Genomic DNA, 15802 nt, shown 5'->3' with positions numbered 1-15802 from the left:
CCAGGGGGGCCGTTGGGTCGGGGGTTGCGGAGCGTTCTGGTTCTGGTGTGCGCGGCGGTGCTGTTCGGCACACTGCCCGGCGGCACCGCGCGGGCGGCGGACGACGCGTGCTCGGCCGGGCAGCTGAAGACCGCGCGGGTCACCGCGTCTGTACGTCTTGAGCACAACGGCGAGAACTACACGAGGGCCGCCGGCGTCCTCACCGTCAAGGTGCCCAAGTCCTGGCCCCGGGCGACGGATCTGCTGCTGAACGGGGACACGGAGCCGTACCGGGCGGCCATGCGGTGTCTGTTGCGCCCGTCCGACGACCCTCTTCCGTGGCGGGACACCGAAGGGCGCACCGCGCCGCCCCGGGTGACCGCCCAAAAGACGTGGCTGACGGTCGAGCAGCACGTCACGACCTGGGTCGTCAGTCTCCAGGACCGTGACTTCGGGCCGTGGCGGCTCACCGAGGGCGACCGGCTGTGGACCTTGGAGCTGATCCGTCCGTACGCCCTGGACGGGGCCTGGTGGCAGGAGGTCACCGTCGATCTGGGCGGGCGCTCGGCTCGCGATGTCTCCTCGGCACCGACCACGGGTGTGGCCACGGACAAGTTGACCTGGACCAGGGAGAAGCCCGGCGGTGCCCCGCCCGAGGTACGGATCACCCTGCAGCCGCCCGCGACCAAGGCCTCGGCGGCCCGATGGAGTGAAGACCCCTGGTTCGTCTTCGATCCACTGGTCTGGGTGTTGTGGTCCGCGGCGATCCTCGTCCTGATCCTGGTCGGAGCGCGGGCCCTTCGCCAGACACCTGTCTCCTCGCCGGTCACCGACGCGGAGCGGATCACGGTCCGCAATCTGCGGTCCATGGGCTGGCTGACATTCGTCTTCAGCGCCGTCGAACTGCTCGACGACGGGCTGCTCGCCCACTTCGACAACGAGGGCGTGGCGGAGTTCTGGACGGACCGGCATCGGATCGCCGTACATCTGGTCCTGATGCTGCTGACCGGGCTGGCGTTGTGCGTCTTCGGCCGACCGGGACGCGTCGCCGTCGTGCTCACCACGGCGGCCACCGGTTATGTCGTCGCGGTGGTGTGCCGGCCCGGGTGGTTCGGGCTGCCCTCCGGGCTGTTGCTGGACTCGGGGGACGACGCGCAGACGGTCGAGTGGTTCCGGAGGGCCGGGGGCATGAGCCTGTTCGCCCTGGCCTGTGCGTGTGGCGTGTTCGTCTGGCTGGTCGGCACCACCGCCTCCTTCCTACGGCTGTGGCGGTCCTGCGACGCCACGGCACCCGGGTCCTCCCGGGGCCGTTTCCCGCTCGGCGTCCTGGGTGCGCTCCTCGCGGTGTCGGCGGCGCTCCCGGCGGTGAGCGTGTGGACCGCCGAGAACCAGTGGGAGCACCAGAGCTGGCTCAGCAGCCGCGCCGACGAGAGGTACGGCGTCTGGCATACGGCGGAGCTGTTCAACGAGGTCCGCTGGTTCCCCTCGGACTGGTTGGACTGGTTCCACGGAATGTACTTCTGGTATTGGGGCCCCTCCCTGGCCCTCCTGGCCGCGCTGCGCGCCCGGGCTGCGGCCGCCGCCCAGTCGGCAGTGCTGCCCTCGCCGGTGGAGATACGGACGCTGATGGTGTTCTTCGTCGTCTGTTCGGCGCCGATCGTCGGGTGGTACGCCGGTGTCCCCCTCCCGGTGCTGCCGCTGCTGGCGCTCTGGCTCGCTCTGACCGCCCTGCTCGCCTACGGCACCAGGCGCTCGGTCCTGTACCGGGAACTGGCGCCCGGCGTGCCGGTGTTCGAGGTGGCCAAGGGGTACGACCGGCAGAAGCTGCTCAAGGACGCGCGGCGCCACCGCGAGCTGCATGCCCAGCTCCGCCGCCTCGAACAGGGTCAGGAGGGAAGCGAGCGGGACCAGTTGGAGTACGAGCTGGACCGGCTGCACCGCCTTCCGCATCCGTCCCCGCCCCCTGGTCTGCCGAACACCTGGATCCGTCTGCCGGACTCGGTCGGCCCGGTGGAGCTGGCCCTGGCCTGGGGTCCGCGAGCCCGGTGGTGGGAGAACGCCTGCCGGGCCGCGCTGTTCGCCGCCCTGATCGCCGTGCCCGCCAACGGGGTACAGGTCTGGGTCGACCACATCCGGGGGTTCTTGTGGGAGGACAAGTTCCTGAACCGCTTCGGGTTCGCCGAGACGGTGACGGCCCTGATCGAGTGGGAGGTCATCTGGGCGGGTGCCGGCTTCGTGCTGGGTGCTCTGTGGCGCGAGTTGCCGGGGCGGCGCGGGCCCGGCCGGGCGTTCTGGCTGTCACTCGTGTACGCGACTCCGGTCCTTCTGCACTGGGTCGGCGTCAGGGTCCTCGACCAGTCCTTCGGAACTTGGGCGTTCAACCTCACTCTGACACTGCTCGTGCTCACCCTGACCGGGGTGGCCATGGACATCGACACGTTCCGCCGCGAGGGGCACTACTGGCCCACCAAGGCGGGCCTGCTGTTGTCCGTCTACCAGTGGCGTACGGCCTCGCTCCAGGTGGCCTTCCTCGTCGGGCAGATCGTGGCCCTGGTGACGATCTGGCAGCAGATGCAGGGGGCCGATCCGATGGTCCTGATCGAGCGGGACCCCACGGAGGGGTCGGGCAACGGAGGTTCCGGCCACTAGGTCTGACGGAGGTCAGTCGTGAGGCCGACTGCGGGGGCGCCAGCCGGGCGAACCCGTTCGGGTTTCATACAGGAACGAGCGGCAACCCGATGGTTATGTCCCCTCGATATAGCGGTGCCAACTCGGCCGGCACGGTCATAGCGATCGTCGCCGACATCATGGCCCTCATCCTGGGCCTGTGGATCCTGATGTACCTGCTGGACGCGAACCGCGCGAACGACTTCGTGCAGTTCATCCATGACGCCGCCCGCTGGCTGGCGGGCTGGAGCCACGACCTGTTCACCTTCGACGAGGCGTGGGCAAGGGTGGTGGCTGGGTACGGCTTGGCGGCAGTGGTCTATCTGTTCGTCGGACACGCGATCGCGAATCGAGTCCACCGCCACTGAAGCGACTTAGGGGCGCGGGGAACTGCGTGACAAGCCACCACGGACCCGCGCCCCGCCACGCGACCGAACCACCCGAGCTCTCAGGCGCAGCAGTCCGGATCCAGCCCAACCGGCAGACGGTCCCCGCCGAACACAGCGCACGTGGCCTCATGACCACCCAGCGCGGCGACCGCGAGCAGCAGTGACCCGGCAGTCCAAGTGGTCAGCTCCTGGGGCCAGATGGCGCCGTCGTCGAAGACGTACCCGGTCCAGTACAACCCGCTCTGCGGATCCCGCAGATGCTGGATCGACTGGAGAATGTCCAGCGCACGGTCGGACTCGCCCATCGCCCAGAGTGCGAGGGCGAGTTCGGCGGATTCGCCGCCCGTCACCCACGGGTTGGGGACGACGCAGCGCACTCCGAGGCCGGGTACGACGAACCGGTCCCAGTCCGCCTCCATGCGGGACTTGGCCTCCGCGCCGGTGAGGGCGCCGCCGAGGATCGGGTAGTACCAGTCCATGGAGTAGCGGTCCTTGTCCAGGAACCGCTCCGGGTGGCGGCGGATGGCGTGCCGCAGCATGCCCAGCGCCAACTCCCAGTCCGGCTGCGGCTCTTCGCACTGTTCCGCGATCGCGAGCGCGCACCGCAGCGCGTGGTGGATGGACGAGGAACCCGTCAGCAGCGCGTCCGTGGTGAACGTGCCGTCGTCCTCGCCCTTCCAGCCGATCTGGCCGCCGGGCTGCTGGAGCCGCAGTACGTACTCCACCGCCGAGTGGACCGTCGGCCACATGCGGTCGAGGAAGGTGTCGTCGCCCGTCGAGAGGAAGTGGTGCCACACGCCTACGGCTATGTAGGCGACGAAGTTCGTCTCCCGGCCCCGGTCGGTGACGTCGTCGAACGCCCCGTCCTGGTAGGCCGCGTACCAGGAACCGTCCTCGTTCTGGTGCCGGGCCAGCCAGTCGTAGGCCCGCTCGGCGGCCTCGTGCTCGCCCGCCGCGTCCAGGGCCATCGCGGCCTCGGTGTGGTCCCAGGGGTCGAGATGGTGGCCGCGGAACCACGGGATCGCCCCGTCCGCGCGCTGCGCGGCGAGGACGCCGGCCACGGTCGCGGCGGCCTCTTCGGCGGTCAGGACCCCGGACAGGACGAGGTGTTCGGTACGGGGAGTGGTCACCGCGCATCCACGGCAGGCAGGTGCGGCTTGGTCGCGTACGCCACGAAACTCTTGCCGATCAGGGGGTTGAGGGCCTGCTCGGCGACCCTCGTCGCCAGCGGCTTCTTCATGATGTCCCAGACCAGCAGCTTGTGGTACGCCTTCACCGGCAGCGCCTTGTCGTTGTCGACGCCGAACGCGCACTTCAGCCACCAGTACGGCGAGTGCAGGGCGTGCGCGTGGTGGGTGCCGTACGGCTTGAGGCCGGCCTCGCGGATCTTCGCGAGGAGTTCGTCCGCCTTGTAGATGCGGATGTGGCCGCCCTCGACCTCGTGGTAGGCGTCGGACAGCGCCCAGCAGACCTTCTCGGGGCCGTAGCGCGGGACGGTGACGGCGATCCGGCCGCCGGGTCGGAGCACCCGGACCATCTCGGCGAGTACGCCCTTGTCGTCCGGGATGTGCTCCATGACCTCGGAGATGATCACGACGTCGAAGGACTCGTCGGGGAAGGGCAGCGCCAGGGCGTCGCCCTCCATCGCGGTGGCGGTCGCGCCCTCGGGGGCCTCGCCGGCCTCCTTCATCGCCGCGAACCACTTGGCGACCTCGCGGATCTCCTCGGCGTTCTGGTCCAGCGCCACGACCTGCGCGCCGCGCCGGTAGCACTCGAACGCGTGCCGGCCGGCTCCGCAGCCGAGGTCCAGGACGCGGTCGCCCGGGGCTAGCGGGAACCGGGAGAAGTCGACGGTCAGCACGTGGCCCTGCTTTCGCGATCGGATTCAACGTCAACAACTTCTTCGGCCGCGGGTGCGACGCGGCCGGTGTGCGTGGCCGCGGGTGGGAGGGCCATCGCCTCGCGGTACCGGGCCGCCGTTCCCTCGGCGGCCCGGGCCCAGGTGAACCGCGCCAGTACCCGCTCGCGTCCCGCGAGGCCGAGCCGAGCCCTGAGGTCACGGTCGCCGAACAGCCGGCTCAGGGCGGTCGCGAGTGCCCCGGAGTCCCCCGGCGGTACGGCCAGACAGGTCTCCCCGTCGCGGCCCGCGACCTCCGGGATCGCGCCGCCGGTCGTCGCGACCAGCGGTGTGCCGGTGGCCATGGCCTCCGCCGCGGGGAGGGAGAAGCCCTCGTACAGGGACGGCACGCAGGCGACCTCCGCCGAGCGGACCAGGTCGACCAGTTCGGCGTCGGTGATGCCCTTGACGAAGCGGATGGCGCCTTCGAGGCCGTAGCGCTCGATGGCCTGGGCGACGGGGCCGTCCTCGGCGCGCTTGCCGACGACGACGAGGTGGGCGTCGGGGTGCTCGGTGCGGACCTTCGCGAGGGCCTCGACCAGGAAGATCAGGCCCTTGAGCGGGACGTCGGCGCTGGAGGTGGTGACGATGCGGCCGGGGACCACGGCCACCGAGGGATCCGGCGAGAAAAGGTCGGTGTCGGCGCCGATGTGGACGACGTGGATGCGGTCGTCGCGGACGCCGAGGTGGTCGACGATCTCCTGGCGGGAGGTGCCGGAGACGGTGAGGACCGACGGGAGCCTGCGCGCCGCGCGCTTCTGCATGCGGGTGAAGGCGTACCAGCGCCGCTTGCCCAGGCGCTGGCCCCAGCTCTCGGCCGCGTCCAGCTCCAACTGGCGGTCCACGGTGATGGGGTGGTGGATCGTCGTGACCAGGGGGGCGCCGACGTCGCCCAGGAGGCCGTATCCCAGCGTCTGGTTGTCGTGCACGACGTCGAACTCGCCGCGCCGGGCGCGCAGATGGCGGCGGGCGCGCAGGGAGAAGGTGAGGGGCTCGGGGAAGCCGCCGGTCCACATGGTCGCCACTTCGAGGGCGTCGATCCAATCGCGGTACTCGTCGCGCCTGGGGGTGCGAAAGGGGTCCGGGGATCGGTACAGGTCGAGGCTGGGCAGTTCCGTGAGGCTCAGCCGGCCGTCGATGTCGTCGCCCTCGTCGAGGACGGGATAGGGCTGGGAGCCGATGACCTCGACGCGGTGGCCGAGGCGGGCCAGTTCGCGGGAGAGGTGGCGGACGTAGACGCCCTGGCCGCCGCAGAACGGGTTTCCCTTATAGGTGAGGAGTGCGATGTTGAGCGGTCGCTCGCCGTCCGCGGCCGGGTCCCCCTGGGAACCCGCCCGACTGGCCTCAGCGGTCACTCCGGGCCCCCTTCTCCCTGCTATTTCCCGCGAGATTACGCCGGGACGCTAATCTAGAACAAGTTTCAGACTTGATCGTTCAAGAGGCTCCGAATCTACCGGCAGGTAGGGGCACTGTGAGCAGTGGATCAGGTGATTCACGCCACCACTGACAACCCCTGGCATGCTGTGTGATCACTCGCCCTCACCGACTGTCACGGACGGGACCCATGCCTGCGGAAGCCATCACCCAGCGCCCCGCCTCTGCGCCCCTCACGGAGCGGCAGGAGGCCCGTCGTCGCCGCATCCTGCACGCGAGCGCGCAGCTGGCGAGCCGGGGCGGTTTCGACGCGGTGCAGATGCGGGAGGTCGCGGAGTCCTCGCAGGTGGCACTGGGCACGCTGTACCGCTACTTCCCGTCCAAGATCCATCTGCTGGTCGCCACGATGCAGGACCAGTTGGAGCACATGCACGGCACCCTGCGGAAGAAGCCGCCGCAGGGCGAGACGGCGGCCGAGCGGGTGGCGGAGACCCTGATGCGCGCGTTCCGCGCCCTCCAGCGCGAGCCCCACCTGGCCGACGCGATGGTCCGCGCCCTGACCTTCGCCGACCGCAGCGTCTCCCCCGAGGTCGACCAGGTCTCCCGGCAGACCACGGTGATCATCCTGGACGCGATGGGCCTGGAGGACCCTACGCCGCAGCAGCTGTCGGCGGTCCGCGTCATCGAGCACACCTGGCACTCGGCGCTGATCACCTGGCTGTCGGGCCGCGCCTCCATCGCCCAGGTCAAGATCGACATCGAGACGGTGTGCCGGCTGATCGACCTGACGGCGCCCGACGCCGAGGGCTGAGCGCGCGAAGAACCTACGAGACGGGTTCCCTGCATCGGCATTGTCCGGATCAGGTACTGGGGGTCGCCATCCGGCTCGACTGCTGCCTTCCGGCCTCTCAGCCCGACCGTCGACGTCGGCCCCGGCGGAGACTGACGCCTCTCGCCCAAGTCGGCTACTCCGGTCGAACTCCCTCACTCGTCCCGTAGGCCACTTCCCAGGATAGAACCTCTGTCCGGGGAAAGAGCCTCCAGAATGCATATTTCTCCGAACAAATCCGGACCGACACCACCCTGGGGCGCGGGGCGCAGCCGGCCTACTCCTCCGGCGGGAAGACGGGCTCCCCGGTCCCCGATAGCGTGATCATGATCGCCTCCACCGGGCAGCTCTCCGCGGCCGCCAGGATCTTCTCGTTGGCGTCCGTCTCCGGTTCGACGGGGTGGGACTGGCGGCCGGCGTCGAGGTGGAAGCCGTCGGGGGCGTGGTGGACGCACTGGGCCGAGCCGATGCAGATGGAGCGGTCGACCTCGACCTGCCAGCGGTCACCCATGGTCGTTCATCCCTCCCAGCCGGCCGGGAGGTGGATCATCTTGTGCTCCAGGTACTCGCCGAAGCCCTCGGGGCCGAACTCCCGTCCCAGACCGGAGTTCTTGTAGCCGCCGAACGGGCCGAGCATGTCGAGGCTGAAGGTGTTCACCGAGTACGTGCCCGTACGGACCTGGCGGGCGACGTCGATGCCGTGCGCCACGTCGGCCGTCCAGACGCTGCCGGAGAGGCCGTAGTCCGAGTCGTTCGCGATCTTCAGGGCCTCGGCCTCGTCGCCGTAGGGAAGAAGGCAGATGACCGGGCCGAAGATCTCCTCGCGGGCGATCCGCATGGAGTTGTCGACGTCGCCGAAGAGGGTGGGCTCCACGTACCAGCCGCGGTCCAGGCCCGGCGGGCGGCCGCCGCCCGTGAGGATCTTGGCGCCCTCCTCCTGGCCGATACGGATGTAGTCGAGGTTCCTGCGCTGCTGGCGCTGCGCCACCAGCGGGCCCACCTGCGTCGCGGGGTCCAGCGGGTCGCCGACGACCAGGGCGCTCGCCGCGGCGGCGAAGGCGTCCGCGAACTCGTCGTAGCGCGAGCGCGGCAGGAGGATGCGGGTCTGGGCCACGCACGCCTGGCCGTTGTTCATCCAGGCCGCCGACACGATCCCGGGGACGGACGTCCCGATGTCCGCGTCGGGGAGGACGACCGCCGCCGACTTGCCGCCCAACTCCAGTGTCACGCGCGTCAGATTGCGCGACGCCACCTCCATCACGCGCTTGCCGGCCGCCACCGACCCGGTGAAGGAGACCTTGTCCACGCCCGGGTGCCCGACCAGGTATTCGCTGACCTCCCGGTCGGCGGGCAGGATCGACAGCACACCTTCCGGCAGCCCGGCCTCGCGCGTGATCTCGGCGAGGAGATACGCGTCCAGCGGCGACTCGGGCGACGGCTTCAGCACCACCGTGCAGCCGGTGAGCAGCGCGGGCGCGAGCTTGGCGGCGGCGACGAACTGCGGGACGTTCCACGGGACCACGGCCGCCACGACACCGACCGGCTCGCGCCGGACCAGGATCTTGCCGAGGACGCCGTCGCGCTGCTCCTCGTACGTGAAGTTGCGTGCGACCGTGATCGCCGCGTCCCACACCATCATCGCGCCGAGCGCCTGCGCGAGGACGCTCCAGGAGTACGGCGAGCCGTTCTCGGAGGAGATCACGCGGGCGATCTCCTCGTGCCGGGTGAGGATGCCGTCCTTGATACGGGAGACGACCTCGATGCGCTCGTCGAGCGTCATCCGCGGCCAGGGTCCCTCCTCGAACGCCTTGCGCGCCGCCGCGACCGCCCGGTCCACGTCCTCGGCCGAGGCGTGCGGCACCCGTCCGATGACCTCCTCGGTGTGCGGGGAGATCACCTCGATGACGTCCTTGCCCAGGGGGTCGGTCAGCTCCCCGCCGATGAACAGCTGTCCGTGTTCCACGAGCTCGGTCATGGCGACTGCCTCCCCGGGACTGGCTCTGACGGTTCATCAGATACGGGAACTGATACCAGTTCCCTTCGGAGGAGTCCACAGAGCTCACACCGGTTCGCCCACCAACATCACCGACTGAAGGATGACTTGGGCTCCCATCGAAACGCGTTCTAGTTATAGTGGCGAGAACGCGGCGACAGGGGGAGCCCATGACTCAGCTCACGCCACAGATCGGCGACCACGGCGGAGGCGTCCGGTCGATCCGGGTCCCCATCCCCGACAACCCGCTGGGCTTCACGCTGGTGTACGTCGTCGACACCGACCGCGGTCCGGTGCTGGTCGACACGGGCTGGGACGACCCGGAGTCCTGGGACACGCTCGCCGAGGGGCTACGGGCCTGCGGCACCTCGGCGACCGAGGTCCACGGGGTGGTGATCACCCATCACCACCCCGACCACCACGGTCTGTCGGGCAAGGTCCGCGAGGCCTCCGGCGCCTGGATCGCCATGCACGCGGCGGACGCGGCGATCGTCCGCCGCACCCGCGAGACCCGCTCGGAGCGCTGGTTCTCCTATATGACGGCCAAGCTGGAGGCCGCCGGCGCCCCGGAGTCCCATGTGGCGCCCCTGCGCACCGCCCGCTCCCGCAAACTCCCCGGCTTCTCCCCCGCCGTACCCGACCGCGAGATCGTCCCCGGCGAACTCCTCGACCTGGCGGGCCGCCGCCTGCGCGCGATCTGGACGCCGGGCCACACACCGGGCCACGTCTGCCTCCACCTGGAGGAGACCCACCCCGCCCAACTCCCGGGCAACGGACGCCTGTTCTCCGGCGACCACCTGCTCCCCGAGATCACCCCGCACATCGGCCTCTACGAGGATCCCGACGACGCCACCGTCACCGATCCGCTCGGCGACTACCTCGACTCCCTCGAACGCGTCGGCCGCCTCGCCCCCGCCGAGGTCCTCCCCGCCCACCAGCACGTCTTCACCGACGCGGCCTCCCGCGTAAGGGAGTTGCTCGCGCATCACGAGGAACGCCTCACCGGCCTGCTGACGCTGCTGGTCGAACCCCTCACCCCGTGGCAGCTCGCCGAACGCATGGAGTGGAACCGCCCGTGGGACCAAATCCCCTACGGATCACGGACCATCGCGGTCTCGGAGGCCGAGGCGCATCTGCGGCGGCTGGTGAAGCTGGGGCGCGCGGAGGCCGTGGCCGGGAGTGAGCCGGTGACCTACGTCGCGGTGTGAATCGGGTCGCGGGTCATGATCCGCCCCTGGTACCACTGGTCCATGGACCCTCTGGAGCAACTCCTCGCCGAGCGCGCCTGCGAACGGCTCATCCTCGACTTCGTCCGTCGGCTCGACATCGGGGACCCGGGCTCCGTGGCCGAGCTGTTCACCGAGGACGGCAGCTGGGAGTGGCCTTCGCCGGGCGACGGACGGCGGTTCGACGGGCGCGAGGCACTGCGGGAGTACTTCGGGTCCCGGCCCGAGGACCGGCTGTCGCGACGGGTGATGTCCAACATCCTGGTCACGGTGGCCTCCTCGGACACGACGACGGCGACCTCGTACTTCACCACGTACCGGATCGACGGGTACCACGGCGGGATCGTGCCGCCGGGGGCGCCGGTCCAGGTCGGGCACTACGAGGACACGTTCCGGCGTTCGGCCGACGGGAGTTGGCTGCTGGCGTCGCGGGCGTTGCGTCTGCCGTTCGGGGGGCCGACGCCGCGTCAGGAGCGGAGCGCGTAGCCGAGGCATGCCGCACCACCTCACGACCGAACCCGATCGGATCAGATCAGCGACCGGATCAAGTCCTCCGCCCCCCCCCGAGGAGTTCGACCTCCCGCCGGCTCATCGTCGGATTGGCCTCCCGCCGGCGCCGCGCCTCCGCCAGCCCGTCGTCGGTCAAGGACGACGCATCGGCGAGCAGCGTGGCCAGCATCGCGCGCGCCGGTTCGGCGAACGTCTCGTCCCCCACGACGACCTGGGCGAGGATCACCGCGGACATGCCCCAGTCGAGACCGGGGTCGCCCTCCTCGGCGTTGGCCCAGTCGATGACGTAGGGCCCGGCCGGGGTGAGCTCCCCCACGCTCGGCTACGCTCGCGCGGGAGGGACCCCCATCGTTGTCCGGGTGCAGGTCGAGGTGGACGACACGGCCGGGCAGGGCGTGCAGCTGCCGCAGGAGACGGGCCAGCACAACCCCCGCCTCCCGCGCGTCGATCCGTCCGGCGGCGAAGGCCCCCAGCATCGTCGGCCCGTGCAGCCGCTCCATCACCAGCTCGGTGGACGAGCAGTCCTCGACGCGCACCCGCGGCACCGGATACCCGAGCCCGCGCACCCGCTCCATGACGGCAGCCTCGACGAGCGCGTCGCTGTAGGCGTCCCGAGCCCGCCGCAGCACCCACGCCTCGTCGATCTCGTACACGTCCGAGGCCCGCCCCGAGCCGATCAGTCTCCCCGTGATGATCCCCATGCCGGGAACCTACCGGGCTCCCGGCCACCCCTCAGGGGCTTTGCTACGGGCCGGTAGAGTGGCCAGGTCGTCATCACACCCGTACGGGGGGAAGCCGGTGCAATTCCGGCGCTGACCCGCAACCGTGAGCCGCCTCCTGCCGGGGGCGGCGAGCCGGATCGCCCCGTGTCGGTACTTGTGACCGGCTCACGTGCACCGGCAACCGGCCGGTGCACGGCACCGTCGAGGTATACGGAGCCGAGCCGCCGGGATGTCCCGTGCTGCCTGGCTCCCTCGCAGGGAGAGGCACCCGCCGATCATGAACGTCCGCCGCAGCGCCGCGGTCCTGGCCGCCACCGCAGTGATCGGGACGGCCGCACCGGCCGTCGCCGCGAGTCCTTCTCCGTCGCCGTCGGTGGTGATACCGGAAGGGTTGTACGGGAGTGGGGATCCGACGTACGACGGGGTGTGGCGGCAGTCGTTGGCGTTGCTGGCACTGAACAAGCAGGGCGTGATCCCCGCCGAGACGGCGGTGGACTGGCTGGCCGGCCAGCAGTGTGCGAGCGGTGCCTTCCCGGCCTTCCGCGCGGACACCGCCAAGGCCTGCAACGCCAAGGTGATGGTCGACACCAACAGCACGGCCGCAGCCGTCCAGGCCCTCGCCGCGACCGGCAGCAGCCACGAGGACGCGGTGCGCGAGGCGCTCGCCTGGCTGAAGTCCGTGCAGAACAAGGACGGCGGCTGGGGTTACACGGCGGGCGGGGCGAGCGACGCGAACTCCACGTCCGCTGTCATCGGCGCCATCCTGTCCACAGGTGGCGAGTCGACCACGACGTACAAGAAGGACGGCAAGACCCCGTCCGACGCCCTGCTGAAGCTCGCCCTGCCCTGCACCGGCGACGGCGCGGGCGCCTTCGCCTACCAGCCCGACAAGAAGGGCAAGCTCACCGCCAACACGGACGCCACGGCGGCGGCCGTGCTCAGCGGCCTGGGCGGGCAGCCGGAGACCATCCTCCTGGGCAGCGATCAGGCCGACTCGTCCTGCGAGAAGCCGGGCGACTTCGAGCAAGCCGTGCACAACGGCGCCTCTTACCTCGCCGGGGCCATGGCCAAGGACAAGTACCTGACGTCCGCCCTGCCCGGCGCGGAGGACCAGCCGGACTACGGCAACACGGCCGACGCCGTCGTCGCCCTCTCCGCCGCCGAGTTCAACGACGAGGCCGCCGCGTCCGTCCACTGGCTGGAGGCCAACGCCCTGAATTGGGCCGAGCAGAGCGGACCTGCCGCCTACGCCCAGCTCATCTTCGCCGCCCGGGCCGGCGGCGTGGACCCACGCGAGTTCGGCGGGAAGAACCTGGTCACCTTGCTGAGCGCGACCGGCCCGAAGCCCGAGCACGTCCCCACCGCGGAGGAGGCCCCCTCGATCGAGGCGAAGGACGACGCGGGCGTCAGCGTCTGGTGGATCGTCGGGGTCGGCCTCGTCGGCGGCATCGGCATCGGTTTCCTGATCAGCGGCCGCAAGAAGAAGCAGCAGCCGTGATCCGCCGAGCCCTCGCCCCGCTGCTGGCCGCGCTGGTCCTCCTGACCGGCGCGACCGGGGCCGCCCACGCCGCCGGCTACCGCTACTGGTCCTTCTGGGACCGCACCGGTACCTCCTGGACCTACGCCACCCAGGGCCCCGCCACCGCCGTCCCCGCCGACGGCGACGTGCAGGGGTTCCGTTTCGCCGTCAGTGCGGACTCCGCGGACGCGACGAAGCCCCGTGGCACCGCGTCCTTCGCGACGATCTGCGCGAAGACCCCGGCGGCGGAGGGCAGGAAGCGGGTGGCGCTGGTCATCGACTTCGGTACGGCACAGGACGCGCCCTCCGGCGAGACCCCGCCCGCGACACGCACGGCCTGCGCGGTGGTGGAGCGGGACGCGACGACGGCGGAGGCGTTGGCGACGGTGGCGAGGCCGTTGCGGTACGGCACGAACGCGCTGCTGTGTGCCATCGCCGGGTATCCGGAGACGGGGTGCGGGGAGCAGGTGGCGGGAGGGAAGAAGTCGACGTCCACGCAGCGGACGCCCGCACAGAAGAAGGACTCCGGCAGCGGCCCCTCGGTGGGCCTGTTCGCGGGGGCGGCCGCCGTGGCGGCCCTGGGCGCGGCGGCGGTGTGGCAGGCGAGGCGGCGCAGGAATGCGCGCTGACCTTGCGCGGCGGCGGAACCTGCACCCCGCCGCCTGGTGGCTCTGGGCCCTCTCCCTCGGTGTCGCGGCCACCCGCACCACCAACCCCCTCCTGCACGCCCTCCTCATCGCCACCTCCGCCTACGTCGTGGTGACCTGTCGTCCCGACGCCCCCTGGTCCCGCTCCTACTCCGCCTTCGTCAAGCTGGCCCTCGCCGTCCTCCTCATCCGCCTCGTCTTCGCCGTCACCCTCGGCTCCCCCCTCCCCGGCACCCATGTGATCGTCACCCTCCCCGAACTCCCCCTCCCCGACTGGGCCCAGGGCATCCGGCTCGGCGGCAAGGTCACCGGCGAGACACTCCTCTTCGCGTTCTACGACGGGCTGAAGCTGGCCACCCTCCTCGTCTGCGTGGGCGCGGCGAACGCCCTCGCCAACCCCAGCCGACTCCTCAAGTCCCTGCCGGGCGCCCTCTACGAGATCGGCGTGGCGGTCGTCGTCGCCCTCACCTTCGCGCCCCACTTCATCGCCGACGTCCAGCGCGTGCGCGCCGCCCGCCGACTGCGCGGCCGTCCGGACAAGGGCATGCGGGGCCTGCTGCACGTGGGACTCCCGGTCCTGGAGGGCGCCCTCGAGCGTTCCGTCGCCCTCGCCGCCGCGATGGACGCGCGCGGGTACGGCCGTACCGCCGACGTCCCGCCCCGTGTCCGCCGTACGACGACCGCGCTCACCCTCGGCGGTCTGCTCGGCATCTGCGCGGGAACGTACGGCCTGCTCACCGCCGAAGGCGGCACGTACGGCATGCCCGTGCTCCTCGTCGGAGCGGCCGCCGCCCTCGCGGGGCTGCGCCTCGGCGGGCGGCGCACCCCGCGCACCCGCTACCGCCCGGACCGCTGGAACGCGCGCGCGTTCCTCGTCGCCGGTTCCGGCGCTGTGGTGGCGATGGCGCTGGCCCTCGCGGCCGCGAGGGACCCCGCCGCCCTGCACCCCGGCGTGATCCCGCCGGTCGCCCCCACCCTGCCCCTCTGGCCCGCGGGGGCGATCCTCGTCGGACTGGTCCCGGCCTTCATCGCCCCGAACGTCCCCCACGTCCCCCACGTCCCCCACAAGGAGCCGTCGTGATCCGCTTCGAGGATGTCTCCGTGACGTACGACGGGGCGGCCGAACCGACCGTCCGGGGCGTGGACTTCGAGGTGCCCGAGGGTGAGCTCGTCCTGCTCGTGGGGCCGTCCGGCACCGGCAAGTCGACCGTCCTCAACTCCGTCTGCGGTCTCGTCCCGCACTTCACCGGCGGCACCCTGCGCGGCCGCGTCACGGTGGCCGGCCGGGACACCCGTACGCACAAGCCGCGTGAACTCGCCGACGTGGTGGGGACGGTGGGCCAGGACCCGCTGTCCCACTTCGTGACGGACACGGTCGAGGACGAACTCGCCTACGGCATGGAGTCGTTGGGCCTCGCACCGGACGTGATGCGCCGCCGCGTGGAGGAGACCCTGGACCTCCTGGGTCTGACCGACCTCCGCGACCGGCCCATCAGCACCCTCTCCGGCGGCCAGCAGCAGCGCGTGGCGATCGGCTCGGTCCTCACCCCGCACCCGAAGGTCCTCGTCCTCGACGAACCGACCTCCGCGCTGGACCCGGCCGCCGCGGAGGAGGTCCTCGCGGTCATCCAACGCCTGGTCCACGACCTGGGGACGACGGTCCTGATGGCCGAGCACCGCCTGGAACGGGTCATCCAGTACGCCGACCAGGTCGCCCTCCTCCCGGGCCCGGGCACGCCCCCGGTCCTCGGCTCCCCCGCCGAGATCATGGCCGTATCGCCGGTGTATCCGCCGGTGGTGGGCCTGGGAAGGCTGGCGGGCTGGTCCCCGCTGCCCCTGACGGTGCGGGACGCCCGCCGGAGGGCAGGAGACCTACGGCAGCGTCTGAACGCAGGTCCAGACACTGCCGCTCAGGGGCGCGGGGCTGCATCCGTCAGCGGCTCCGCCGCAGGGCGCGATCAACCACAGACAGCCCGCACTCGCCAACAATCCACACCCCCCGAGCTTTTGGGCGCCGCCCCCACCCGCCGCCGCTGGTTCACCCGCACCC

General features: G+C 71.1%; 15 protein-coding genes, 1 pseudogene and 1 riboswitch. Of the genes and pseudogenes, 9 read left to right on the top strand and 7 right to left on the bottom strand.

The features are described from left to right. Nucleotides 1-24: 24 nt before the first annotated feature. Nucleotides 25-2628, top strand: a complete 2604-nt coding sequence (locus TN53_RS25255) for a DUF6185 family protein (protein ID WP_234441702.1) — start codon at nucleotides 25-27, stop codon at nucleotides 2626-2628. 95 nt (nucleotides 2629-2723) lie between these two features. After that, nucleotides 2724-3014 carry a hypothetical protein gene (locus TN53_RS25250; protein WP_046260968.1) on the top strand — a complete coding sequence of 97 codons (291 nt, stop codon included), beginning with the start codon at nucleotides 2724-2726 and terminating at the stop codon, nucleotides 3012-3014. 80 nt (nucleotides 3015-3094) lie between these two features. On the opposite strand, the gene TN53_RS25245 is transcribed toward TN53_RS25250, so the two are convergent. The 3 genes from TN53_RS25245 to TN53_RS25235 are packed head-to-tail and all read right to left on the bottom strand — an operon-like array spanning nucleotide 3095 to nucleotide 6287. Next, a complete protein-coding gene (locus TN53_RS25245; protein WP_046260929.1) occupies nucleotides 3095-4165 on the bottom strand; it encodes a prenyltransferase/squalene oxidase repeat-containing protein in 1071 nt (356 codons plus the stop codon). Beyond that, entirely contained in the window at nucleotides 4162-4896 is a 735-nt protein-coding gene (locus tag TN53_RS25240) for a class I SAM-dependent methyltransferase (protein ID WP_046260928.1), read from the bottom strand. The genes TN53_RS25245 and TN53_RS25240 overlap by 4 nt, the downstream gene beginning before the upstream one ends. Then, a complete protein-coding gene (locus TN53_RS25235; RefSeq protein WP_046260927.1) occupies nucleotides 4890-6287 on the bottom strand; it encodes a glycosyltransferase family 4 protein in 1398 nt (465 codons plus the stop codon). Before TN53_RS25235 ends, TN53_RS25240 begins: the two co-directional genes overlap by 7 nt. Nucleotides 6288-6496: 209 nt before the next feature. Here TN53_RS25235 and TN53_RS25230 point away from each other — a divergent pair, with 209 nt between their 5' ends. Further along, the gene (locus TN53_RS25230; RefSeq protein ID WP_046260926.1) at nucleotides 6497-7117 is read left to right on the top strand and encodes a TetR family transcriptional regulator; all 621 of its coding nucleotides are present in this window, start codon (nucleotides 6497-6499) and stop codon (nucleotides 7115-7117) included. A 295-nt stretch (nucleotides 7118-7412) separates the two neighbouring features. Here the strand turns inward: TN53_RS25230 and TN53_RS25225 are convergent, their stop codons facing one another. Both TN53_RS25225 and TN53_RS25220 read right to left on the bottom strand, forming a co-directional pair. Further along, nucleotides 7413-7646 carry a ferredoxin gene (locus tag TN53_RS25225; RefSeq protein ID WP_046260925.1) on the bottom strand — a complete coding sequence of 78 codons (234 nt, stop codon included), beginning with the start codon at nucleotides 7644-7646 and terminating at the stop codon, nucleotides 7413-7415. A gap of 6 nt (nucleotides 7647-7652) precedes the next feature. Then, on the bottom strand, nucleotides 7653-9110 hold the full coding sequence (locus tag TN53_RS25220; protein WP_046260924.1) for an aldehyde dehydrogenase: 1458 nt from the start codon (nucleotides 9108-9110) through the stop codon (nucleotides 7653-7655). Between the two features lie 188 nt (nucleotides 9111-9298). On the opposite strand from TN53_RS25220, the gene TN53_RS25215 reads away from it, so the two are divergent. Further along, nucleotides 9299-10336 carry an MBL fold metallo-hydrolase gene (locus TN53_RS25215; protein ID WP_046260923.1) on the top strand — a complete coding sequence of 346 codons (1038 nt, stop codon included), beginning with the start codon at nucleotides 9299-9301 and terminating at the stop codon, nucleotides 10334-10336. A 42-nt stretch (nucleotides 10337-10378) separates the two neighbouring features. Further along, the gene (locus TN53_RS25210) at nucleotides 10379-10840 is read left to right on the top strand and encodes a nuclear transport factor 2 family protein (protein ID WP_046260967.1); all 462 of its coding nucleotides are present in this window, start codon (nucleotides 10379-10381) and stop codon (nucleotides 10838-10840) included. Nucleotides 10841-10898: 58 nt separating this feature from the next. Here the strand turns inward: TN53_RS25210 and TN53_RS48485 are convergent, their stop codons facing one another. Both TN53_RS48485 and TN53_RS48480 read right to left on the bottom strand, forming a co-directional pair. After that, entirely contained in the window at nucleotides 10899-11180 is a 282-nt protein-coding gene (locus TN53_RS48485; RefSeq protein WP_234441706.1) for a hypothetical protein, read from the bottom strand. A 55-nt stretch (nucleotides 11181-11235) separates the two neighbouring features. Then, a pseudogene (locus tag TN53_RS48480) lies at nucleotides 11236-11565 on the bottom strand (phosphotransferase); the annotation flags it as partial. 53 nt (nucleotides 11566-11618) lie between these two features. Then, a riboswitch (cobalamin riboswitch) is annotated at nucleotides 11619-11751 on the top strand. Between the two features lie 112 nt (nucleotides 11752-11863). On the opposite strand from TN53_RS48480, the gene TN53_RS25200 reads away from it, so the two are divergent. The 4 genes from TN53_RS25200 to TN53_RS25185 form a co-directional block, all read left to right on the top strand. Further along, complete coding sequence (locus TN53_RS25200; RefSeq protein WP_046260922.1) at nucleotides 11864-13084, top strand: prenyltransferase/squalene oxidase repeat-containing protein; 1221 nt, start codon at nucleotides 11864-11866, stop codon at nucleotides 13082-13084. Beyond that, nucleotides 13081-13734, top strand: a complete 654-nt coding sequence (locus TN53_RS25195) for an SCO2322 family protein (RefSeq protein WP_046260921.1) — start codon at nucleotides 13081-13083, stop codon at nucleotides 13732-13734. The genes TN53_RS25200 and TN53_RS25195 overlap by 4 nt, the downstream gene beginning before the upstream one ends. Continuing rightward, nucleotides 13724-14833: an energy-coupling factor transporter transmembrane component T gene (locus TN53_RS25190; RefSeq protein WP_046260920.1), complete on the top strand. Its 1110-nt coding sequence runs from the start codon at nucleotides 13724-13726 to the stop codon at nucleotides 14831-14833. The genes TN53_RS25195 and TN53_RS25190 overlap by 11 nt, the downstream gene beginning before the upstream one ends. After that, nucleotides 14830-15802, top strand: a 973-nt coding sequence (locus TN53_RS25185; protein WP_046260919.1) for an ABC transporter ATP-binding protein, incomplete at its 3' end; no start/stop codon positions are given. The genes TN53_RS25190 and TN53_RS25185, both read left to right, overlap by 4 nt.

Source organism: Streptomyces sp. WM6386, assembly GCF_000972385.1.
GTDB lineage: Bacteria > Actinomycetota > Actinomycetes > Streptomycetales > Streptomycetaceae > Streptomyces.
The sequence above is the reverse complement of the archived record's forward strand: the minus strand, read 5'-3'. Positions and strand labels throughout refer to the sequence as shown.